The sequence below is a fragment of the Frigoribacterium sp. 2355 genome, from assembly GCF_054060695.1.
Window position 1 is genome coordinate 305,662 of record NZ_JBSSDL010000003.1, and the last position, 16,130, is coordinate 321,791.

13 protein-coding genes and 1 pseudogene are annotated in these 16,130 nt (G+C 71.4%); 6 read left to right on the forward strand and 8 right to left on the reverse strand.

The window, feature by feature from the left end:
- The first annotated feature begins 93 nt into the window (after positions 1-93).
- On the forward strand, positions 94-900 hold the full coding sequence (locus ACVJ1F_RS05950) for a polyprenol monophosphomannose synthase (protein ID WP_056048503.1): 807 nt from the start codon (positions 94-96) through the stop codon (positions 898-900).
- Between the two features lie 108 nt (positions 901-1,008).
- Here ACVJ1F_RS05950 and treZ read toward each other — a convergent pair whose 3' ends face one another.
- The 4 genes from treZ to ACVJ1F_RS05970 form a co-directional block, all read right to left on the reverse strand.
- Entirely contained in the window at positions 1,009-2,781 is a 1,773-nt protein-coding gene (gene treZ, locus ACVJ1F_RS05955) for a malto-oligosyltrehalose trehalohydrolase (RefSeq protein WP_456885211.1), read from the reverse strand.
- A gap of 142 nt (positions 2,782-2,923) precedes the next feature.
- Positions 2,924-5,299, reverse strand: a complete 2,376-nt coding sequence (gene treY, locus ACVJ1F_RS05960) for a malto-oligosyltrehalose synthase (protein WP_456885257.1) — start codon at positions 5,297-5,299, stop codon at positions 2,924-2,926.
- Between the two features lie 17 nt (positions 5,300-5,316).
- Complete coding sequence (gene glgX, locus ACVJ1F_RS05965) at positions 5,317-7,515, reverse strand: glycogen debranching protein GlgX (protein ID WP_082460561.1); 2,199 nt, start codon at positions 7,513-7,515, stop codon at positions 5,317-5,319.
- A 145-nt stretch (positions 7,516-7,660) separates the two neighbouring features.
- On the reverse strand, positions 7,661-9,247 hold the full coding sequence (locus tag ACVJ1F_RS05970; protein WP_173152616.1) for a S8 family serine peptidase: 1,587 nt from the start codon (positions 9,245-9,247) through the stop codon (positions 7,661-7,663).
- A gap of 294 nt (positions 9,248-9,541) precedes the next feature.
- On the opposite strand from ACVJ1F_RS05970, the gene ACVJ1F_RS05975 reads away from it, so the two are divergent.
- A complete protein-coding gene (locus tag ACVJ1F_RS05975; RefSeq protein WP_173152613.1) occupies positions 9,542-10,501 on the forward strand; it encodes an NAD-dependent epimerase/dehydratase family protein in 960 nt (319 codons plus the stop codon).
- Positions 10,502-10,607: 106 nt separating this feature from the next.
- Here ACVJ1F_RS05975 and ACVJ1F_RS05980 read toward each other — a convergent pair whose 3' ends face one another.
- The 3 genes from ACVJ1F_RS05980 to ACVJ1F_RS05990 all read right to left on the reverse strand — a co-directional run bounded on the left by ACVJ1F_RS05980 (position 10,608) and on the right by ACVJ1F_RS05990 (position 12,839).
- Positions 10,608-10,868 (reverse strand): hypothetical protein, encoded by a 261-nt coding sequence (locus tag ACVJ1F_RS05980; protein WP_456885213.1) that lies wholly within the window; start codon positions 10,866-10,868, stop codon positions 10,608-10,610.
- A gap of 209 nt (positions 10,869-11,077) precedes the next feature.
- On the reverse strand, positions 11,078-11,785 hold the full coding sequence (locus ACVJ1F_RS05985) for a hypothetical protein (RefSeq protein ID WP_456885215.1): 708 nt from the start codon (positions 11,783-11,785) through the stop codon (positions 11,078-11,080).
- A gap of 121 nt (positions 11,786-11,906) precedes the next feature.
- Positions 11,907-12,839, reverse strand: a complete 933-nt coding sequence (locus ACVJ1F_RS05990; RefSeq protein ID WP_456885217.1) for an alpha/beta fold hydrolase — start codon at positions 12,837-12,839, stop codon at positions 11,907-11,909.
- A 168-nt stretch (positions 12,840-13,007) separates the two neighbouring features.
- Between ACVJ1F_RS05990 and ACVJ1F_RS05995 the strand changes: the two genes are divergently transcribed.
- A complete protein-coding gene (locus ACVJ1F_RS05995; RefSeq protein ID WP_123571883.1) occupies positions 13,008-13,676 on the forward strand; it encodes an NUDIX domain-containing protein in 669 nt (222 codons plus the stop codon).
- 24 nt (positions 13,677-13,700) lie between these two features.
- Here ACVJ1F_RS05995 and ACVJ1F_RS06000 read toward each other — a convergent pair whose 3' ends face one another.
- Complete coding sequence (locus tag ACVJ1F_RS06000) at positions 13,701-14,561, reverse strand: alpha/beta fold hydrolase (protein WP_456885219.1); 861 nt, start codon at positions 14,559-14,561, stop codon at positions 13,701-13,703.
- An 82-nt stretch (positions 14,562-14,643) separates the two neighbouring features.
- On the opposite strand from ACVJ1F_RS06000, the pseudogene ACVJ1F_RS06005 reads away from it, so the two are divergent.
- From ACVJ1F_RS06005 to ACVJ1F_RS06015, 3 genes and pseudogenes are all read left to right on the forward strand, one after another.
- Positions 14,644-14,961: pseudogene (locus ACVJ1F_RS06005) on the forward strand (ABATE domain-containing protein); the annotation flags it as partial.
- Positions 14,962-14,982: 21 nt separating this feature from the next.
- Positions 14,983-15,144, forward strand: a complete 162-nt coding sequence (locus tag ACVJ1F_RS06010; protein WP_456885259.1) for a CGNR zinc finger domain-containing protein — start codon at positions 14,983-14,985, stop codon at positions 15,142-15,144.
- 86 nt (positions 15,145-15,230) lie between these two features.
- Entirely contained in the window at positions 15,231-16,118 is an 888-nt protein-coding gene (locus tag ACVJ1F_RS06015) for an NAD-dependent epimerase/dehydratase family protein (RefSeq protein ID WP_159826970.1), read from the forward strand.
- Positions 16,119-16,130 lie beyond the last annotated feature (12 nt).

A 16,130-nucleotide genomic window follows, 5' to 3' on the forward strand; every position in this document is an offset into this window, starting at 1 on the left:
ACGCCTCCGACACCCGACACCCGACACCCGACACCTCCGACTCCTCCGACACCCGACACCTCCGACTCCCACCCGACGGGAAAGGACCCCACCATGAACGACGCCCTCGTCATCATCCCGACCTTCAACGAGCGCGAGAACCTCGACTGGATCGTGGGGCGCACCCTCGCCTCCGGCGCCGCGGTCGACGTCCTCGTCGTCGACGACGGCTCGCCCGACGGCACCGGAGAGCTGGCCGACGCCTACGCCGACCGCGATCCCCGCGTGCACGTGATGCACCGCACCGAGAAGGCCGGCCTCGGCGCCGCCTACCTCGCCGGCTTCGCCTGGGGGCTGGAGCGAGGCTACGACGCCCTCGTCGAGATGGACGCCGACGGCTCGCACCACCCCGAGTACCTGCCCGGCATGCTCGAGCTGCTCCGCGAGAACGACCTCGTGCTCGGCTCACGGTGGGTGCCCGGCGGCGCCGTCGAGAACTGGCCCCTCCGCCGGGAGCTGCTCAGCCGTGGCGGCAGCTGGTACACGCGGGGAGCCCTGGGCATCCGCGTGGCCGACACGACCGGTGGGTTCCGGGTGTTCCGCTCGTCCGCGCTGCGCCGGATCGACCTCGACCGGGTCGAGTCGCGGGGGTACTGCTTCCAGGTCGACCTGCTCTGGCGCGCGCTGCAGGCGGGCCTGCGGGTCGTCGAGACTCCGATCACGTTCACCGAGCGCATCCACGGCGCCTCGAAGATGAGCGGTTCGATCGTCCGGGAGTCGCTGACCAAGGTGACCCTGTGGGGTCTGCGTCGACGGTCCCGCGCCGTCGTCGAGTTGGTCGTGCGACACCGTCGCCTGCCGAGCGTCCGCGCGACCTCGCACCGGGTCGGGCCCGTGCGTGGCGGCGTGTCGACGCGCTAGCAGGGAGGCGGCACGCGCGCGCCCGGGGTGGTCAGCCCCGGGCGCGCGTCATCTGTCCTGGCCCCGGTCGGGCCCGCGTCGGCCGAGTGCGCGTCGGCCGTGCCCGCGTCAGCGGACGATCGCGACCGAGTGCGCCGGGAGCAGCAGGCTCGACCCCGCGGCGATCGACGCGTCGCTGGCGAACAGGACGGTCTCGGCGCTCACCGCGACCCGCGCCTCCTGGCCGGCGAGGTTGATCGCCATCTTCAGGTCACCGCGCGTCAGCACGAGCCAGCGGGCGTCGCCGTCGTACTCGACGCCCGTCTCGCCGAAGCGGGGGTCGGTCAGGGCGGGCTCGCTGCGGCGCAGCGCCCCCAGACGGCGGTACGCGTCGAGCAACACCGCGTGGCGGCCGGTCTCGAGCTCGGACCAGTCGAGCTTGCTGTCCTCGAACGTCGAGGGCTCCTGCGGGTCGGGCACGGACGACTCGTCCCAGCCCATCTTCGCGAACTCCTCGATGCGGCCCTTCGCCGTCGCCTCGCCGAGGTCGTGCTCGGGGTGCGAGGTGAAGAACTGCCACGGGGTCGAGGCGCCCCACTCCTCGCCCATGAAGAGCATCGGCGTGTACGGACCGGCCAGGGTCAGCGCCGCGGCGATGATCAGCTGCCCGTCGTCGAGCGTCGCGGCCAGGCGGTCGCCGATCGCCCGGTTGCCGATCTGGTCGTGGTTCTGGTTGGCCACGACGAGGCGCCAGGTCGGCATGTGCTCGGTGTCGACCGGGTACCCGTGCGTCGCCTCGCGGAACGACGACCAGGTGCCGTCGTGGAAGAAGCCCTTGGTCAGCACCTTGGCCAGGGCGCCGAGCGGCTCGAAGTCGGCGTAGTAGCCCGTCGTCTCGCCGGTCAGGGCGACGTGCACGGCGTGGTGGAAGTCGTCGCTCCACTGTGCGTCGAGGCCGTAGCCCTGGCGGTGGTCGGGGCCGAAGCCGCCGCCGTCGCGCGGCGTGACGAGGCGCGGGTCGTTCAGGTCGCTCTCGGCGATCAGCGAGAGCGGCCGACGCAGGTGGCTGCTGAGCGCGGCGGTCCGCTCGGCGAGCTCCTGCAGCAGGTGGACCTCGCTGTCGTCCTTGAGGGCGTGCACGGCGTCGAGGCGCAGGCCGTCGACGTGGTAGTCGTCGAGCCACATCGCCGTGTTGTCGAGGATGAACTCGCGCACCTCGTGGGCACCGTCGTCGTCGAGGTTGACGTTGTCGCCCCAGGTGTTCGCGTGCTTGCTCGACAGGTACGGCCCGAACAGCGGCAGGTAGTTGCCCGACGGGCCGAGGTGGTTGTACACGACGTCCTGCACGACGCCGAGACCCGCCGCGTGCGCGGCGTCCACGAAGCGCTGGTACGCCTCGGGGCCGCCGTAGTTGTCGGTCACCGTGAACCAGTCCACGCCGTCGTAGCCCCAGTTCCAGCGGCCGTTGACGCCGTTCACCGGCAGCAGTTCGACCAGGTCGACGCCGAGGTCGACCAGGTGGGGCAGCTTCTCGATCGCCGAGTCGAGCGTGCCCCCGGGCGTGAAGGTGCCGACGTGCAGCTCGTAGACGACCGAGCCCGCCAGCTGGCGGCCGGTCCACGCGTCGTCGGTCCACGCGAAGGCGCCCGGGTCGTAGGTCTCGCTCAGGCCGTGCACGCCGTCGGGCTGGCGACGCGAGCGGGGGTCGGGCAGCGGCGTCTCGCCCTCGGGGGAGTCGCCGCCGTCGAGCACGAAGCCGTAGCGGTGCCCCGGGCCCCGGTCGAGGTCGGCGGGGGCGCGCCACCAGCCGGTTTCGGGCTCGGCGGACAGCGGCAGCAGCTCGCCGTCGAGGTGCAGGTGGACGGTGGTCGCTTTCGGGGCCCAGACGTCGTAGACGCTCATCGGTCTCCTCGGGTTCGGAAGGGGCGGGGGAGGGGGCCGAGAAGGCACGACATGCCGCTCACGTCGAGAGGTGAGCGGCATGTCGTGACGTCTCGCCCGGGGGCGACGGTAGTCGGGCGCGACGGGGCGCGACCCGACGGGGTCAGTCCTCTGCGGGGATCAGCAGGGCGACGGGGTACGTGTCGAGCACGTCGGCCAGCCGGAGGCGACCGCCTTCGTGCCGACGGCCGGTGAGCACGTCGCGGTACGCGCCTCCTGCGGTCAGGACCACGGTGTCGTCCCAGCCGCCGGCCTGCTCGAGGGCCACGGGCAGGCGGGTCGCGATCGCGAGCGCCCCGCCGCGGTCCACGGCGACGGCCGACGCGGCCTGCTCGCCGAAGACCGGCAACGCGGCGTAGCGCGTGAACAGGTCGGGTCGGTCGCGGCGCAGCGTCAGGGCGTGGTGCGTCACCACGAGCTTGGCGGCACCGGTGTCGTCGATCGCCGGCGTCGCGCCGCCGCGGACCTCGTCCAGGAGGCGCCGGCGGAGGGCGAAGTCGACCTCGCGTCGGTTGTCGGGGTCGACGAGCGAGAAGTCCCACAGCTCGCCGCCCTGGTAGACGTCGGGGCTGCCGGGGCCGGTCAGCTGCATCAGCGCGACGCCGAGGGAGTTGCTGTAACCGGGTGCACGCAGCACGTCGACGATGCGCTCGACCTCGTGACGCACCTCGTCGTCGTCGAACGCGGAGTCGACGGCGGCGTGCATCCGCCCTTCGAAGGCCTCGGCCTCGGCGGTGCGGTCGGTCCACGTGGTCGACGTGCTCGCCTCGCGGGACGCCTTCTCGGCGTAGGCGTGCAGGCGCTCGCGCGACGCGGGCCACGAGCCGACGATCGTCTGCCAGAGGATGTTCTCGAACGGGCCGTCGCCGACCGGGGCCAGCTCGCGCAGGCGTTCGAGGGTCGCCGCCCACTCGGTGGCGACCTCGGCCAGCACCGAGACCCGGGCGCGGACGTCGGCGCTGCGCTTGGTGTCGTGCGTGGAGAGGGTCGTCATGCCGAAGGGACGCTCGGCGAGGCGGACCTGCTGACGCGCGTGGAACTCGTCAGGAGTGACGGAGAACTCGCTCGGATCGGCGCCCACCTCGGTCAGCGTCGCCAGGCGGCTGTAGCGGTAGAAGGCGGTGTCCTCCACGCCCTTGGCCATGACCATGCCGCTCGTCTGCTGGAAGCGCACGGAGGCGGGGTGCGACTCGTCGCGCAGCACGGCGACGACGCGTCCGACGGCGTCGGCCAGGTCGGGGCGGTGGGTCGTGGCGACCTCGGCGGCCTCGGTCAGCCACTCGGCACCCTGCGGCAGGTAGCTGCGGTACACCGGGAAGGCGGCGGCGAGCTCGGCCAGAGCGTCGACCACGGACGGGTCGACGGTGTCGCCCTCGGCGATCAGCCGGGCGAGGCGGTTGATCTCGCTGCCGAGGATGCCGTCGGCGATGCCGCGCTTCGTGCCGAGGATCATCTCGTGCCAGTCGACGGGCTCGTCGCCGGTGGTCTCGTCCGCCCCGGCGGCGTGCTCGTCGGCGTCCACGCCTCGGGCCCGGCGCAGGCGCGCGTCGAGGGCGTCGAGGGCGGGTGCGCCGTTCGGGTCGACGAAGAGGCGGTCGAGGTCGGCGAGGGCGTCGTAGCCCGTCGTGCCGGCCGTCGCCCAGTCCTCGGGCAGGCGCTCGTCCCCCTCGAGGATCTTCTCGACGAGCACGTGGGCGTCACCCGTCAGGGCCGCGAGCAGGTCGAGGTAGCCCTTCGGGTCGGCCAGTCCGTCCGGGTGGTCGACGCGGAGGCCGTCGACCAGGCCCTCCGAGAACCAGCGGCCGATCTCGGCGTGGGACTCGGCGAAGACCCCCTCGTCCTCGACGCGGATGCCCGCGAGGGTGTTGACCGCGAAGAAGCGGCGGTAGTTCAGGTCGGTGTCGGCGCGCTTCCAGTGCACGAGCTCGTAGTGCTGCCGCGAGTGCACGGTGGCGGCGTCGTCGCCGGGCGAGCTCGTTCCCGGGGCGATCGGGTACACGTTGTCGTAGTACTGCAGCTCGTCACCGTCGACCGTGAGGCCCTCGATCGAGCCGTCCGCCGCGGCGGGCTCACCGAGCACCGGCAGCAGCACCTTGTCGCCGCCGGCGGCCCAGTCGACGTCGAACGCGTCGGCGTAACGGGACGCGCGGCCGTGGGTCAGGAGGTCCCACCACCAGACGCTCGCCTTCGGGGTGGCGACGCCGACGTGGTTCGGCACGATGTCGACCAGGACGCCGAGTCCTGCGGCGTGGGCGCTGGTCGACAGCTCGTCGAGCCCCTCGGCGCCGCCCCGCTCGGGGTCGACCTGGCTGTGGTCGACGACGTCGTACCCGTGGTCGCTGCCCGGTTCGGCGGCGAGGATCGGGGACAGGTAGACCCAGTCGGCACCGAGGTCGCGCAGGTAGGGCACCAGCTCGGCTGCCGCGTCGAGATCGAAGGAGGCGCGCACCTGCAGGCGGTACGTCGAGCGCGGGTGCATGGTCGGTTCGTGTCGGGTCACAGTTCTTCCTCGGCCGTGGCACGCAGGACGACGAGCGAGCGACCCGCCACGGGGAGTCGATCGCCGGCCCGCAGGGCCGCGGGGGCCTGCGGGGTCGAGGGCGGTTGGGTGGTGGTGGCGGCGCGGGTGGCCGTCGGGGTGCGGGGGGCGGCGCTGGCGGGCGGCGGAGGCGCCGTCACGGTGCTGTCGACCACGACCTCCCAGCCCTGGGCGTACTCGTCGGGCGGGAGGACGAAGGTGACCGTCTCGGCGCTGGCGTTGAAGTACAGGACGAAGTTGACGTCGGTGATGCGACCGCCTCGGGCGTCACGGCCACGGATGCCGTTGCCGTTGAGGAACATGCCGATCGCCTTGGCGTAGGACTCGTTCCACTCGCCCTCTTGCATGGCGTCGCCCTCGGTCGTCAACCAGACGATGTCGGGCAGGGGCTCGCCCTCGCCACGGGTGACGGGACGGCCGTTGAAGTACCGCTGGCGGCGGAAGGTCGGGTGGTCGTGGCGCAGCTTGATGACCTCGGCGACGAACTCGATCAGCTCGCGGTCGGCGTTGGGCCAGTCGATCCAGCTGATCTGGTTGTCCTGTGCGTACGTGTTGTTGTTGCCGCCCTGCGTGCGACCGAGCTCGTCGCCGTGCAGCAGCATCGGCACGCCCTGGCTGAGCAGCAAGGTGGCGAGGAAGCTGCGCTGACGCTGCTCGCGCAGGGCGCGGATCTCTCCGTCGTCGGTCTCGCCCTCGACCCCGGAGTTCCACGAACGGTTGTGGCTCTCGCCGTCGTTGCCGTTCTCGCCGTTGGCGTCGTTGCGCTTGTCGTTGTAGCTGACGAGGTCGCGCATCGTGAAGCCGTCGTGAGCGGTGACGAAGTTGATGCTCGCGACCGGGCGTCGCCCGTCGCGTTCGTACAGGTCGGCGGAGCCGGTGATCCGGCTGGCGAACTCGCCGAGCGTCGAGGGCTCGCCGCGCCAGAAGTCGCGGACGGTGTCGCGGTACTTGCCGTTCCACTCGGTCCACTGGGGCGGGAAGTTGCCGACCTGGTAGCCACCGGGGCCGACGTCCCAGGGCTCGGCGATCAGCTTGACCTGCGAGACGATCGGGTCCTGCTGCACGAGCTCGAAGAAGGTCGAGAGACGGTCGACCTCGTAGAACTCGCGGGCGAGCGACGCGGCGAGGTCGAAGCGGAAGCCGTCGACGTGCATCTCGGTGACCCAGTAGCGCAGGCTGTCCATGATGAGCTGCAGCGAGTGCGGGTGACGGACGTTCAGGCTGTTGCCGGTGCCCGTGTAGTCCATGTAGTGCTGCTGGTCGCCGTCCATCAGCCGGTAGTAGGCGGCGTTGTCGATGCCCTTGAACGAGAGGGTCGGACCCAGGTGGTTGCCCTCGGCCGTGTGGTTGTACACGACGTCGATGATGACCTCGATGCCGGCGTCGTGCAGCACCCGCACCATCGTCTTGAACTCCTGCACCTGCTGGCCGATGTCGCCGGTGGCCGAGTAGGCGGCGTGCGGGGCGAAGAACCCGATGGTGTTGTAGCCCCAGTAGTTGCTGAGGCCCTTCTCGAGCAGGGTGTTGTCCTGCACGAACTGGTGCACGGGCATCAGCTCGAGGGTCGTGATGCCGAGCTTCTTCAGGTGGTCGATGATCGCCGGGTTCGCGACGCCGGCGTACGTGCCGCGTTCTTCCTCGGGGATGTCGGGGTGCGTCTCGGTGAGGCCCTTGACGTGCGCCTCGTAGATGACGGTCTCGTCGTAGCTGTACTTGGGGGCGCGGTCGCCCTGCCAGTCGAAGAACGGGTTGATGACGACGCCCAGCATCATGTGCGGGCCGCTGTCCTTGTCGTTGCGCGAGTCGGGGTCGCCGAACGTGTAGGCGAACAGCGCCTCGTCCCAGTCGATCTCGCCGCAGGTGGCCTTGGCGTAGGGGTCGAGGAGGAGCTTGTTCGGGTTGGCACGCGAGCCGTTCGCGGGGTCGTACTCGCCGTGCACGCGGTAGCCGTAGCGCTGACCGGGTTGCACGGTGGGCAGGTAGGCGTGCCAGACGTAGGCGTCGACCTCGGTGAACTCGACCCTCGTCTCGGTGCCGTCGTCGTCGAACAGGCACAACTCGACCTTGCTGGCGGCTTCGCTGAAGATCGCGAAGTTGGTGCCGCTGCCGTCGTAGGTCGCGCCGAGGGGGTAGGGGTTGCCGGGCCAGGTGTGCATCGAACCTCCGATTGGGACTCGCTCAGCCTAGGGGCGAACGGGCGCCCCGTCCGCGCGAGGACGGGGCGCCCGCCGGGCCGCACGGGCCGGGCGGGCGCCCCGTCGGGGCGGTGCTCGCTCTGTGTTGCTCCTCCTGCTGGGTCGGCTACTTCGTCACGGCGGCGAGGGCGTCGACGATCCCCTCACCGAACCAGCCGTTGTCGGCCGGCGTGCCGGTGCAGGTGGTCGTGCCGGTCGGGCACGGGGTGTCGGTCGCCTGTCGCTCGAGCAACCCGACGAGGGCCGTGCCGCCGAGACGCGGGTGGGTCGACTTCAGCAGGGCCAGCACGCCGGCGACGTGCGGCGAGGCCATCGAGGTGCCCGACTTGGTCCCGTAGCCCCCGCCGGTCACGGTCGAGAGGATGGCCGAACCGGGGGCCGCGACGTCGACGACGCCCTCGCCGTAGTTCGAGAAGCCCGACTTCGCCCCGGCCGAGGTGGTCGACGACACGGTGACCACGCCGTCGAGCTCGGTCGGGATGTCGAGGCAGCGTGAGTCGATCGGGCGGGTCGTCGGCGTGGTGTCGTTCGGGCTGTCCGTGTCGACCGTCTTGTTCGCGAGGTCGATCGACGAGTTGCCGGCCGCCGCGACGTTGACGATGCCCTTCTTCTGGGTGAACTGCACGGCGCGGTCGACGGCGGTCAGCACGGCCGCCTGGTCGACGTCCGAGCCGCACCAGAACTGCCACGGGTCGACGTAGTAGCTGTTGTTCGTGATGTCGGCACCGGTCGCAGCGGCCTGCATGAAGCCGCAGATCGCGGCCTCGGGGTAGATGAAGCCGTCGTCGCTGACGACCTTGACGGCCGACATCGTCACGCCCGGGGCGACGCCCACGATGCCGACGCCGTTGCGGGCCGCGGCGATCGTGCCGGCCACGTGGGTGCCGTGGTCGCTCGTCGTGGGCTGCCAGGCGGCGTAGCTCGAGTCGGGCGTCCCGGTCAGGCAGCTCGCCGAGGCGGCCACGTCGATGTTCGGCTGCAGGTCGGGGTGGTCGCCCTCGATGCCCGAGTCGAGCACGGCCACGAGCACGTCGCGGCTGCCGTCGGTGACCTGGTGCGCCTGGTCGGCCCCGATGGCCGTGAGGTCCCACTGCTGCGCCTCGAGGGGGTCGGCGACGACGGTCGTGGCCTCTTCGAGCCGCTGCTCGGGCGAGGTCGCGGCCTTCGGCTTGCCGGGGTGTCCGGGACCACCGGGCTTGCCTGGACCGCCCGGGTGGCCGGGCCTGACGGGCTTGCCCGGGCCCGGGGCGGTCGTGCCGACGCCGTAGGTCGGGTCGGTCTCGGCGACCGCGGCGGTGCGGGTGGCACCGGCCGACGAGACGGCCTTGTCGCTCCGCACCGAGGGGGCGAAGTTCGCGTTGCTCGACTGCGCGACGACCACGCCGAGCTCGGCGTACGCGGCGATGACGCTGCCGCCGGCCGCGGCGACCGCCCGCTCGACCTGCTTGGTCGCGCCGGGGTTGGCCTTGCCCGCGTTGACGACGTAGTTCATCACCGGCCCCTCGACGACCGGCAGCGTCGGGGCGGGACCCGGCTTGCCGGGTGCGGCGGGTGCACCGGGCGCGGCCGTGGGAGGCGCGGCGACGGCGGCGCCGGAGCCCACGGCGACGAGTCCCAGGGTCAGGGACGCCGCGAGACAGACGGTCGTGACGCGGCGGCGGGTGCCGCGGGCGCGGGGGTCGGTGAAGGTCATGGTTCTCCTCGTCGGGTCGCGCGTGCCGGATGGGACGCGCGGAGCGGATGGCTCGTCGCGGGCCGTGCCCGATGATCCGACGAGCCGCCGTGCTCCTCAGAGGAAGTCTGAAGAATCCGGGGCCACGGCGCAGTGGGCACTTGAGGGGACGCCGCGTGACCCCCATGCGGGGTACACCGGTGTCGGGGGCGCCGGGTAGCGTCGAGCCATGTCCTCCGATGCCGTGCGCAGAGCTGCCACCCTTCGTCCCCGCCGTCCGTTCCCGGCCCTCTCGACCGTGTCGGGGGTGGCGTCGTGAAGATCGTCGTCATCGGGTCCACCGGCCACGTGGGCGGATTCCTCGTCCCGCGTCTCGTCGAGGCCGGCCACGAGGTGGTCGCCGTCAGCCGGGGGGAGTCCGAGCCCTATCGGTCGCACGCGGCGTGGTCACGCGTGACGCGCCTCCTGCTCGACCGCGAGGCGGGCGACGCCGACGGCACGTTCGCGGGCGAGATCGCCGGGCTCGGGGCCGACGTCGTGATCGACATGATCTGCTTCACGGTCGCGTCGGCGCGGCAGATGGTCGACGCCTTGCAGGGCACGGGCACCGTGCTGGTGCACTGCGGCACGGTCTGGGTGCACGGTCCGTCGCGTGAGGTGCCGATCACCGAAGAGGACGAGCGCACCCCGTTCGGCGAGTACGGCACGCAGAAGGCCGCCATCGAAGAGTTGCTGCTTCGCGAGTCACGGCGCCCGGGCGGAGTGCAGAGCATCGTGCTGCACCCCGGGCACATCACCGGCCCGGGTTGGCCGATGATCAACGCGGTCGGCAACCTCGACCTCTCCGTCTGGGAGGCCCTCGCCGCCGGGCGCGAGATCGCGATGCCGGGCCTCGGGCTCGAGACCGTCCACCACGTCCACGCCGACGACGTCGCGCAGGCGTTCCAGCTCGCGGCCGAGCGGCACTCGCAGGTGGTCGGTGAGGCCTTCCACGTCGTCAGCGAGCGGGCGATCACGCTGCGCGGTCTCGCCGAGGCGATCGCTCGGCACCACGGGCAGGAGGCGCGGCTGCGGTTCGTCTCGTGGGCCGAGTTCCGAGACCAGACGTCCGACGAGAACGCGGACGCGTCCTGGCAGCACGCATCGCGCAGCCACTCGATGAGCATCGCCAAGGCGCGCCGTCTGTTGGGCTACTCGCCGCGCTACACCTCGGTCCAGGCCGTCGTCGAGGGCCTGGAGTGGCTCGAGGCCGACGGGCAGCTGACGCTGGGCTGACCCGGGTGGTGATGGTCTGCCGTCATGGCGGACGGGGCCGCTCCGATCGCCGACACCCGGGCCATCCGCCGGGGTTTCCCGGGCGGAACCACACGTGCGGCCGTGGTCAGCCGCGGCGGAGCAGGTGGGCGGTGACGGCGGCCTGCCACGAGTGGCCGTAGCGGGTGGTGCCGGCCGCGGTGCGGACGACGAACGCGCCGGCGCGGTAGGCCAGTCGCCCGTGGCTGACGAGCTGCTCGCCGAAGCGCTCGGCGATCGACCACGTGTCCGACGACTCGAAGCTGATCGCCACGGGGAAGCGCGAACGGGGCAGGTGCACCTCGACGGGCTCGGCGTGGGGATGCGTCGGGAGGTGCCCGAGGAGCATCGGGGGAGTCAGGGGAGAGGCGGTGGGGACCATGGGGTTCCGTTCGTCGGTCGGCGGCGTGGCCAGGGCCGAGGAAACCCCCTCGCGCAGGGGAGCGCGAGGGGGGCCACCGGGATGACCGGTCCTCGACGGAAGGTGAGGGCCGGCGCGTCGCCACGGAGACGACCCGGGGGCCTGCCGACCCGGAGGCCGGCAGGCGGGGGTGTTGCTTATTCGGTGGCGACGGTGATCTTCGCGACGCCGACGAGCATCTCGTCCTGGACGGCGTCGGTCTTGAAGGTCTGGTTCAGCAGGGCGGCGGCGTCGGGGCTGACGTGCACCGTGGTGCCCTCGAGGACGGCGTTGGAGCCTTCCATCTGGATGGGCTTGAGCGTGCCACCGTAGAGGTTGAAGAGGTAGGCGTCTTCGGCGGCGACGGTGCCGTTGGCGGTGACGGTGCCGTAGAGCTTGCTCTCACCCGGGTCGATGCGGAAGTCGGTGAGTTCGACGACGGTGCCGTCGGCCGAGGTGAGCGACAGGCCGGAGCCGTCGTGGTCGATCTCGCCCTGGACGTAGGGTCGCACGTCGCTGTCGGGGCCGTAGTAGTCGACGTTGCCGCCCGTGATGGGGAAGGCGAAGGTGCCGTCGGTGAAGGTCGCGGTGCCGACGACGCCGGGGGTCAGGCCCAGGCTCGTGAGGGCGTCGACGAAGGACGCGTCCACGGCGACCTGGGTGTCGACGCCGTTGCTGAGGTCGGCGATCGACGCGGCGGGCGTCGACGCGGCGCTGGGCTCGGAGGACGACGAGCTGGACGAGGAGGACGTGTCGGTCGAGGTGCCGGAGTCCATCGAGCACGCGGCGAGGGAGAAGAGCAGGGCGCCCGAGGCGACGAGGCCGAGGGTGGTCTTGGTGATGTTCTTGCGAGTGAAAGCGTTCATGGTGAAGCTCCTTGTCAGTTGGTCCCGGTGGGGATGTACTGGGTTCGCCACCGGGCCCGAAAAGGATTGGAACGCATCATCTTCGTTACCCCGCCGTGACCTCCACCCTTCCCGTGCTGCCTCACCCGGCGAGGAACTCGTCGGTGTCGTCGGCGATCCGAGTCGACTGCGTGTGGTGCAGGGAGTGGTCTCCGTCGAGCGCGACGACCTGGCCGCGGTCGACGCTCGCCGCTTGGGCCTCGTGCAGCTCGAGCCACCCGTCGTCGTCGGCGCCGTTCTGCACCACGAAGAGAAGGACCGGCAGGTCCGCCGGGAACGTCCGTCCGCTGACCGACGCGACGTTGATCGCTGCGTGGTCCATCTCGTCGAGCAGGGTCGGAGCGGTCGAGTTCTTCGTGGTGAGGAAGCGCATCTGTTCTTTCGTGCCCTCGTCGTACGGCAGTCCGGCGTAGGCGTCGCCGGCGAGTGCGTTCGCCACGCGGATCAGACCCAGGCCGCGAAGCGTGGCCAGTCCGTCGGTCGGCACGGGGTCCTCCGCGCCGGGCTGGTCGGGGACGCTGCTGTCGATCCCGATGAACGCCGTGACTTCGTCCCCGAAGAGCCTGCTGTACTCGAGGGCGTAGATGCCCGAGATCGAGTGCCCCATGAGCGCGTAGCGGTCGATGCCCAGTCGGCGCAGCGCCTCGTGCACCTCGCCTGCGATGTTCTCCGCCGTGCGGGGGGAGTCGGTCTGGTCGCTCAGCCCGGTGCCGAACGGCTCCACGGCGACGACGCGATGGGTGTCGTCGAGCTCGGAGATCAGCGGCTGGAAGTCCAGGCCGGGTGCCGCCGTCCCGAGGCCCGGGAGCAGGACGATCGTGTCCGCTCCGGACCCGCTGACGACGACGTTCATCTCCCTCCCGTCGACGGGTACGAGCTCGCCGTACGAGGTGATGGCGGCCAGCTCCGACCCCGTGGCGACGACGTCGACGATCGACGTGGTCGCCAGCGTCAGGACGGGCAGGGCCACCAGGGCACCGACGGTCCAGAGGGTCACCTTCAGGGATGTACGCACGGGGTCTTCTCTCCGGGCGTCCGGGTCGGGTCCGGACGCTCCTCCGGAAGCACACCAGAGGGTGACGTCCTCGACAAGTGCCGAGGCGTCACCACATCGTGTGACGGATGTCATCACCGGTCGTTCCCGCCCTCGCGGGTCGTCGCCCTCCGTTATTTTCGTGGGGTGATGAACTCTCGTGGCTCCCGTTCCCCCGACGGTCGCGGACGGACGGGCCTCGACCTCACCGGCCGCGACCTCGCCCGCAACCCCGACGTCGTGGTCCGCGACGTCGAGGTGACCTCGGACGGCTGGCACGTGCTCCGCCGCACCACCTTCGACGTGCGCGGTCGCGACGGGCGGTGGTCGACCCAGCAGCGCGAGACGTACGACCGCGGCAACGGGGCGACGATCCTCCTGTTCGACCCGCGGCGGGGGACGGTGCTCCTGACCCGGCAGTTCCGGTTCCCCGCCTACGTGAACGACCATCCCGACGGGATGCTGGTCGAGACCGCCGCGGGACTCCTCGACGAGGACGATCCCGAGACCGCGATCCGCCGAGAGACGCGCGAAGAACTCGGGGTCGAGGTGGGCGGGTTGATCCACGTGTTCGACGCCTACATGAGCCCGGGGTCGGTGACCGAGCGCGTGCACTTCTACGCCGCCACGTACTCGGTGGCCGACCGCACCGGTGACGGGGGTGGCGTGGAGGAGGAAGGGGAGGACATCGAGGTCCTCGAGCTGCCGTTCCGGGACGCCCTCGAGATGATCGCCGACGGGCGCATCGTGGACGGCAAGACGATCATGCTGTTGCAGTGGGCCGCCCTGAACCCGGGCCGCCTCGACCTCCGGTCCTGAGCGAGCGGCCGCGGGTGGTCCGGATCACGTGTTCGGGAGCCACTCCCGGATCGTGGCCGCGACCAGATCGAGGTGCGACTCGAGCAGGAAGTGTCCACCGTCGACGAGCTCGACGCGAGCGTCGGGGGAGTCGCGGGTGAACGCACCCGCACCGGTGGCATCGAAGATCTCGTCGTTGCGCCCCCAGATCGCGAGGACCGGGACGCGGGAGGCGCGGAGCCAGGAGTGCACGGCGGGGTACAGGGTGCGGTTGGTGGCGTAGTCGCGGAAGAGCGCCAGTTGGACGTCGTCCTGTCCCGGTCGGGCGAGGAGCGCGAGGTCGTGCTCCCAGGCATCGGGGTCGACGGACGTGGGGTCCGGTACACCGTGGGTGTACTGCCACTCGACCGCCTCGCGGCCCAGGGCGGGCCGGAGCGCGTCGCGCGTCTCGGGCGTCCGTTCGGCGGCGTCGGCCCAGATCGGGTCCCAGAAACTCGGCACGAAGCCTTCTTCGTACGCGTTGCCGTTCTGCGAGACGACGGCGGTCACCGCGTCGGGCTCGGCCAGCGCGAGGCGCCACCCGACGGGGGCGCCGTAGTCCTGCACGTAAATCGCGTACCGCGCGACGCCGATGATCGACAGGAAACGACCGGTCACCCGCGCCAGGGCCTCGAAGGTGTAGTCGAACTCGTCGACCGACGGGGCGGAGGAGCGGCCGAAACCGATGTGGTCGGGGGCGATGACGCGGTATCGGTCGGCCAGTGCGGGGATGAGGTGGCGGAACATGTGCGAGCTCGTGGGGTAGCCGTGCAAGAGGACGAGGACGGGCGCGTCGGCGGGCCCGGCGTCGCGGTAGAAGACGTCGAGCCCGTCGACGGAGGCGGTGCGGTGGTGGACGATGTGCATGTCTAACCCCTTTGGATTGTTTTAGCGGTTATTCCGACGGTAGCATGGTCGAGATGCGCCGGACGGTGCGAGAGAGCGGGGAGACGTGCTGCGTGACGAAGAGCTGCTGCTGGCCGTGCTGAACAGCGCACCGGTGGTCGACGGTGTCCCGACGGACGCCCTCGAGGGCGCGGCAGGGCGAGATCTGGCGCGGACCTGGGGTGGTACCGGCTCCTCGGGCGAGGTCGCCCAGCTCCGGCGCGTGCGGGAGGCCCTGCACGCCGTCGTCCGCGGTGGTGACGACGGGGCCGTCGCCGAGCTCGCCGACGTCATGGACCGGGCCGTGCAGATCCCCCGGACGACCCGGGATGGCGTCGTCTGGGAGCTCCGGGTCGCCGATGACGACCGCCTCGCCGCCGAAGCCGTGTCGGCGTGGTCGAGCGTGACCTCGCGGCTCCCCGGGCGCCTCCGGGCCTGCGCGAACGACGAGTGCAACCTCTTCCTGGTGGACCACAGCCGTCCGGGCAGTGCGAAGTGGTGCTCCATGGCGACCTGCGGCAACCGGATGAAGGCGCGGACGCACGCACGCCGCGTGAAGGACTGAGCGCGCCTCCTCGGGGCCGCGCGGCGTAGCGTCGTCCCGGTGGATGCTCCGGCCCTCGGCGCATCCCTCGATCGAGGGAGCGCGTCGTGAAGGTCGTCATCACGGGATCACGAGGCAAGGTCGGCCGTGCCGCCGTCCGCCGGTTCGTCGAGGCCGGGCACGACGTCCTCGGCGTCGACCTCGTCCGGCCCGTCTTCGACACGGGCGTCGACGAGCCCGGCCGGTACGTGATGGGTGACCTGACCGACGCGGGGACGGCCTTCTCGGTCGTCGCGGGGGCCGACGTCGTCGTCCACGTCGCGGCCATCCCGCAGCCCACCGCGAACCCGGCCCACGTCGTGTTCCACACCAACCTGATGTCCACGTTCAACCTGGTCGAGGCGGCCGTGCGGTTCGGCGTGCCCCGCTTCGTCAACGTGTCGAGCGAGAGCATCGTGGGCAACTTCTTCCCCGAACGGCCCTTCCTGCCCGACTACGTGCCGGTCGACGAGGAGCACCCCCTCCACCCGCAGGACCCCTACGCCCTCTCGAAGGCGTTCGGCGAACAGCTGATGGACGCCGCCGTCCGCCGCTCCGACCTGCGCGCGATCTCGATCCGCCCGAGCACCGTCCACGACGACGGCAACTACGAGGCCAACCTCGGCCCTCAGGTGCGCGAGGCCGACCCCGACAGTGCGAACTTCGGCAGCTACGTCGACGCCGACGACCTCGCCGACGCCCTCCTGCTCGCCGCAGAGTCCGACCTGCCGGGTCACGAGGTCTTCTACATCGCAGCAGCCGACAACGCCGGCGGCCACGACTTCGCCGCCACGCTCCGTCAGCACCACGGCGACCGGATCGAGTTGCGCGAACTCGCCCGGGCCGACGCGTCGGGCATCTCGACCGCCAAGGCGGCCCGCATGCTCGGCTGGAGGGCGAAGCGCTCCTGGCGAGACCACCTCGACACCGAGGGTCACGCCCTGCCGAAGGCCTGACCGCCGACGAGC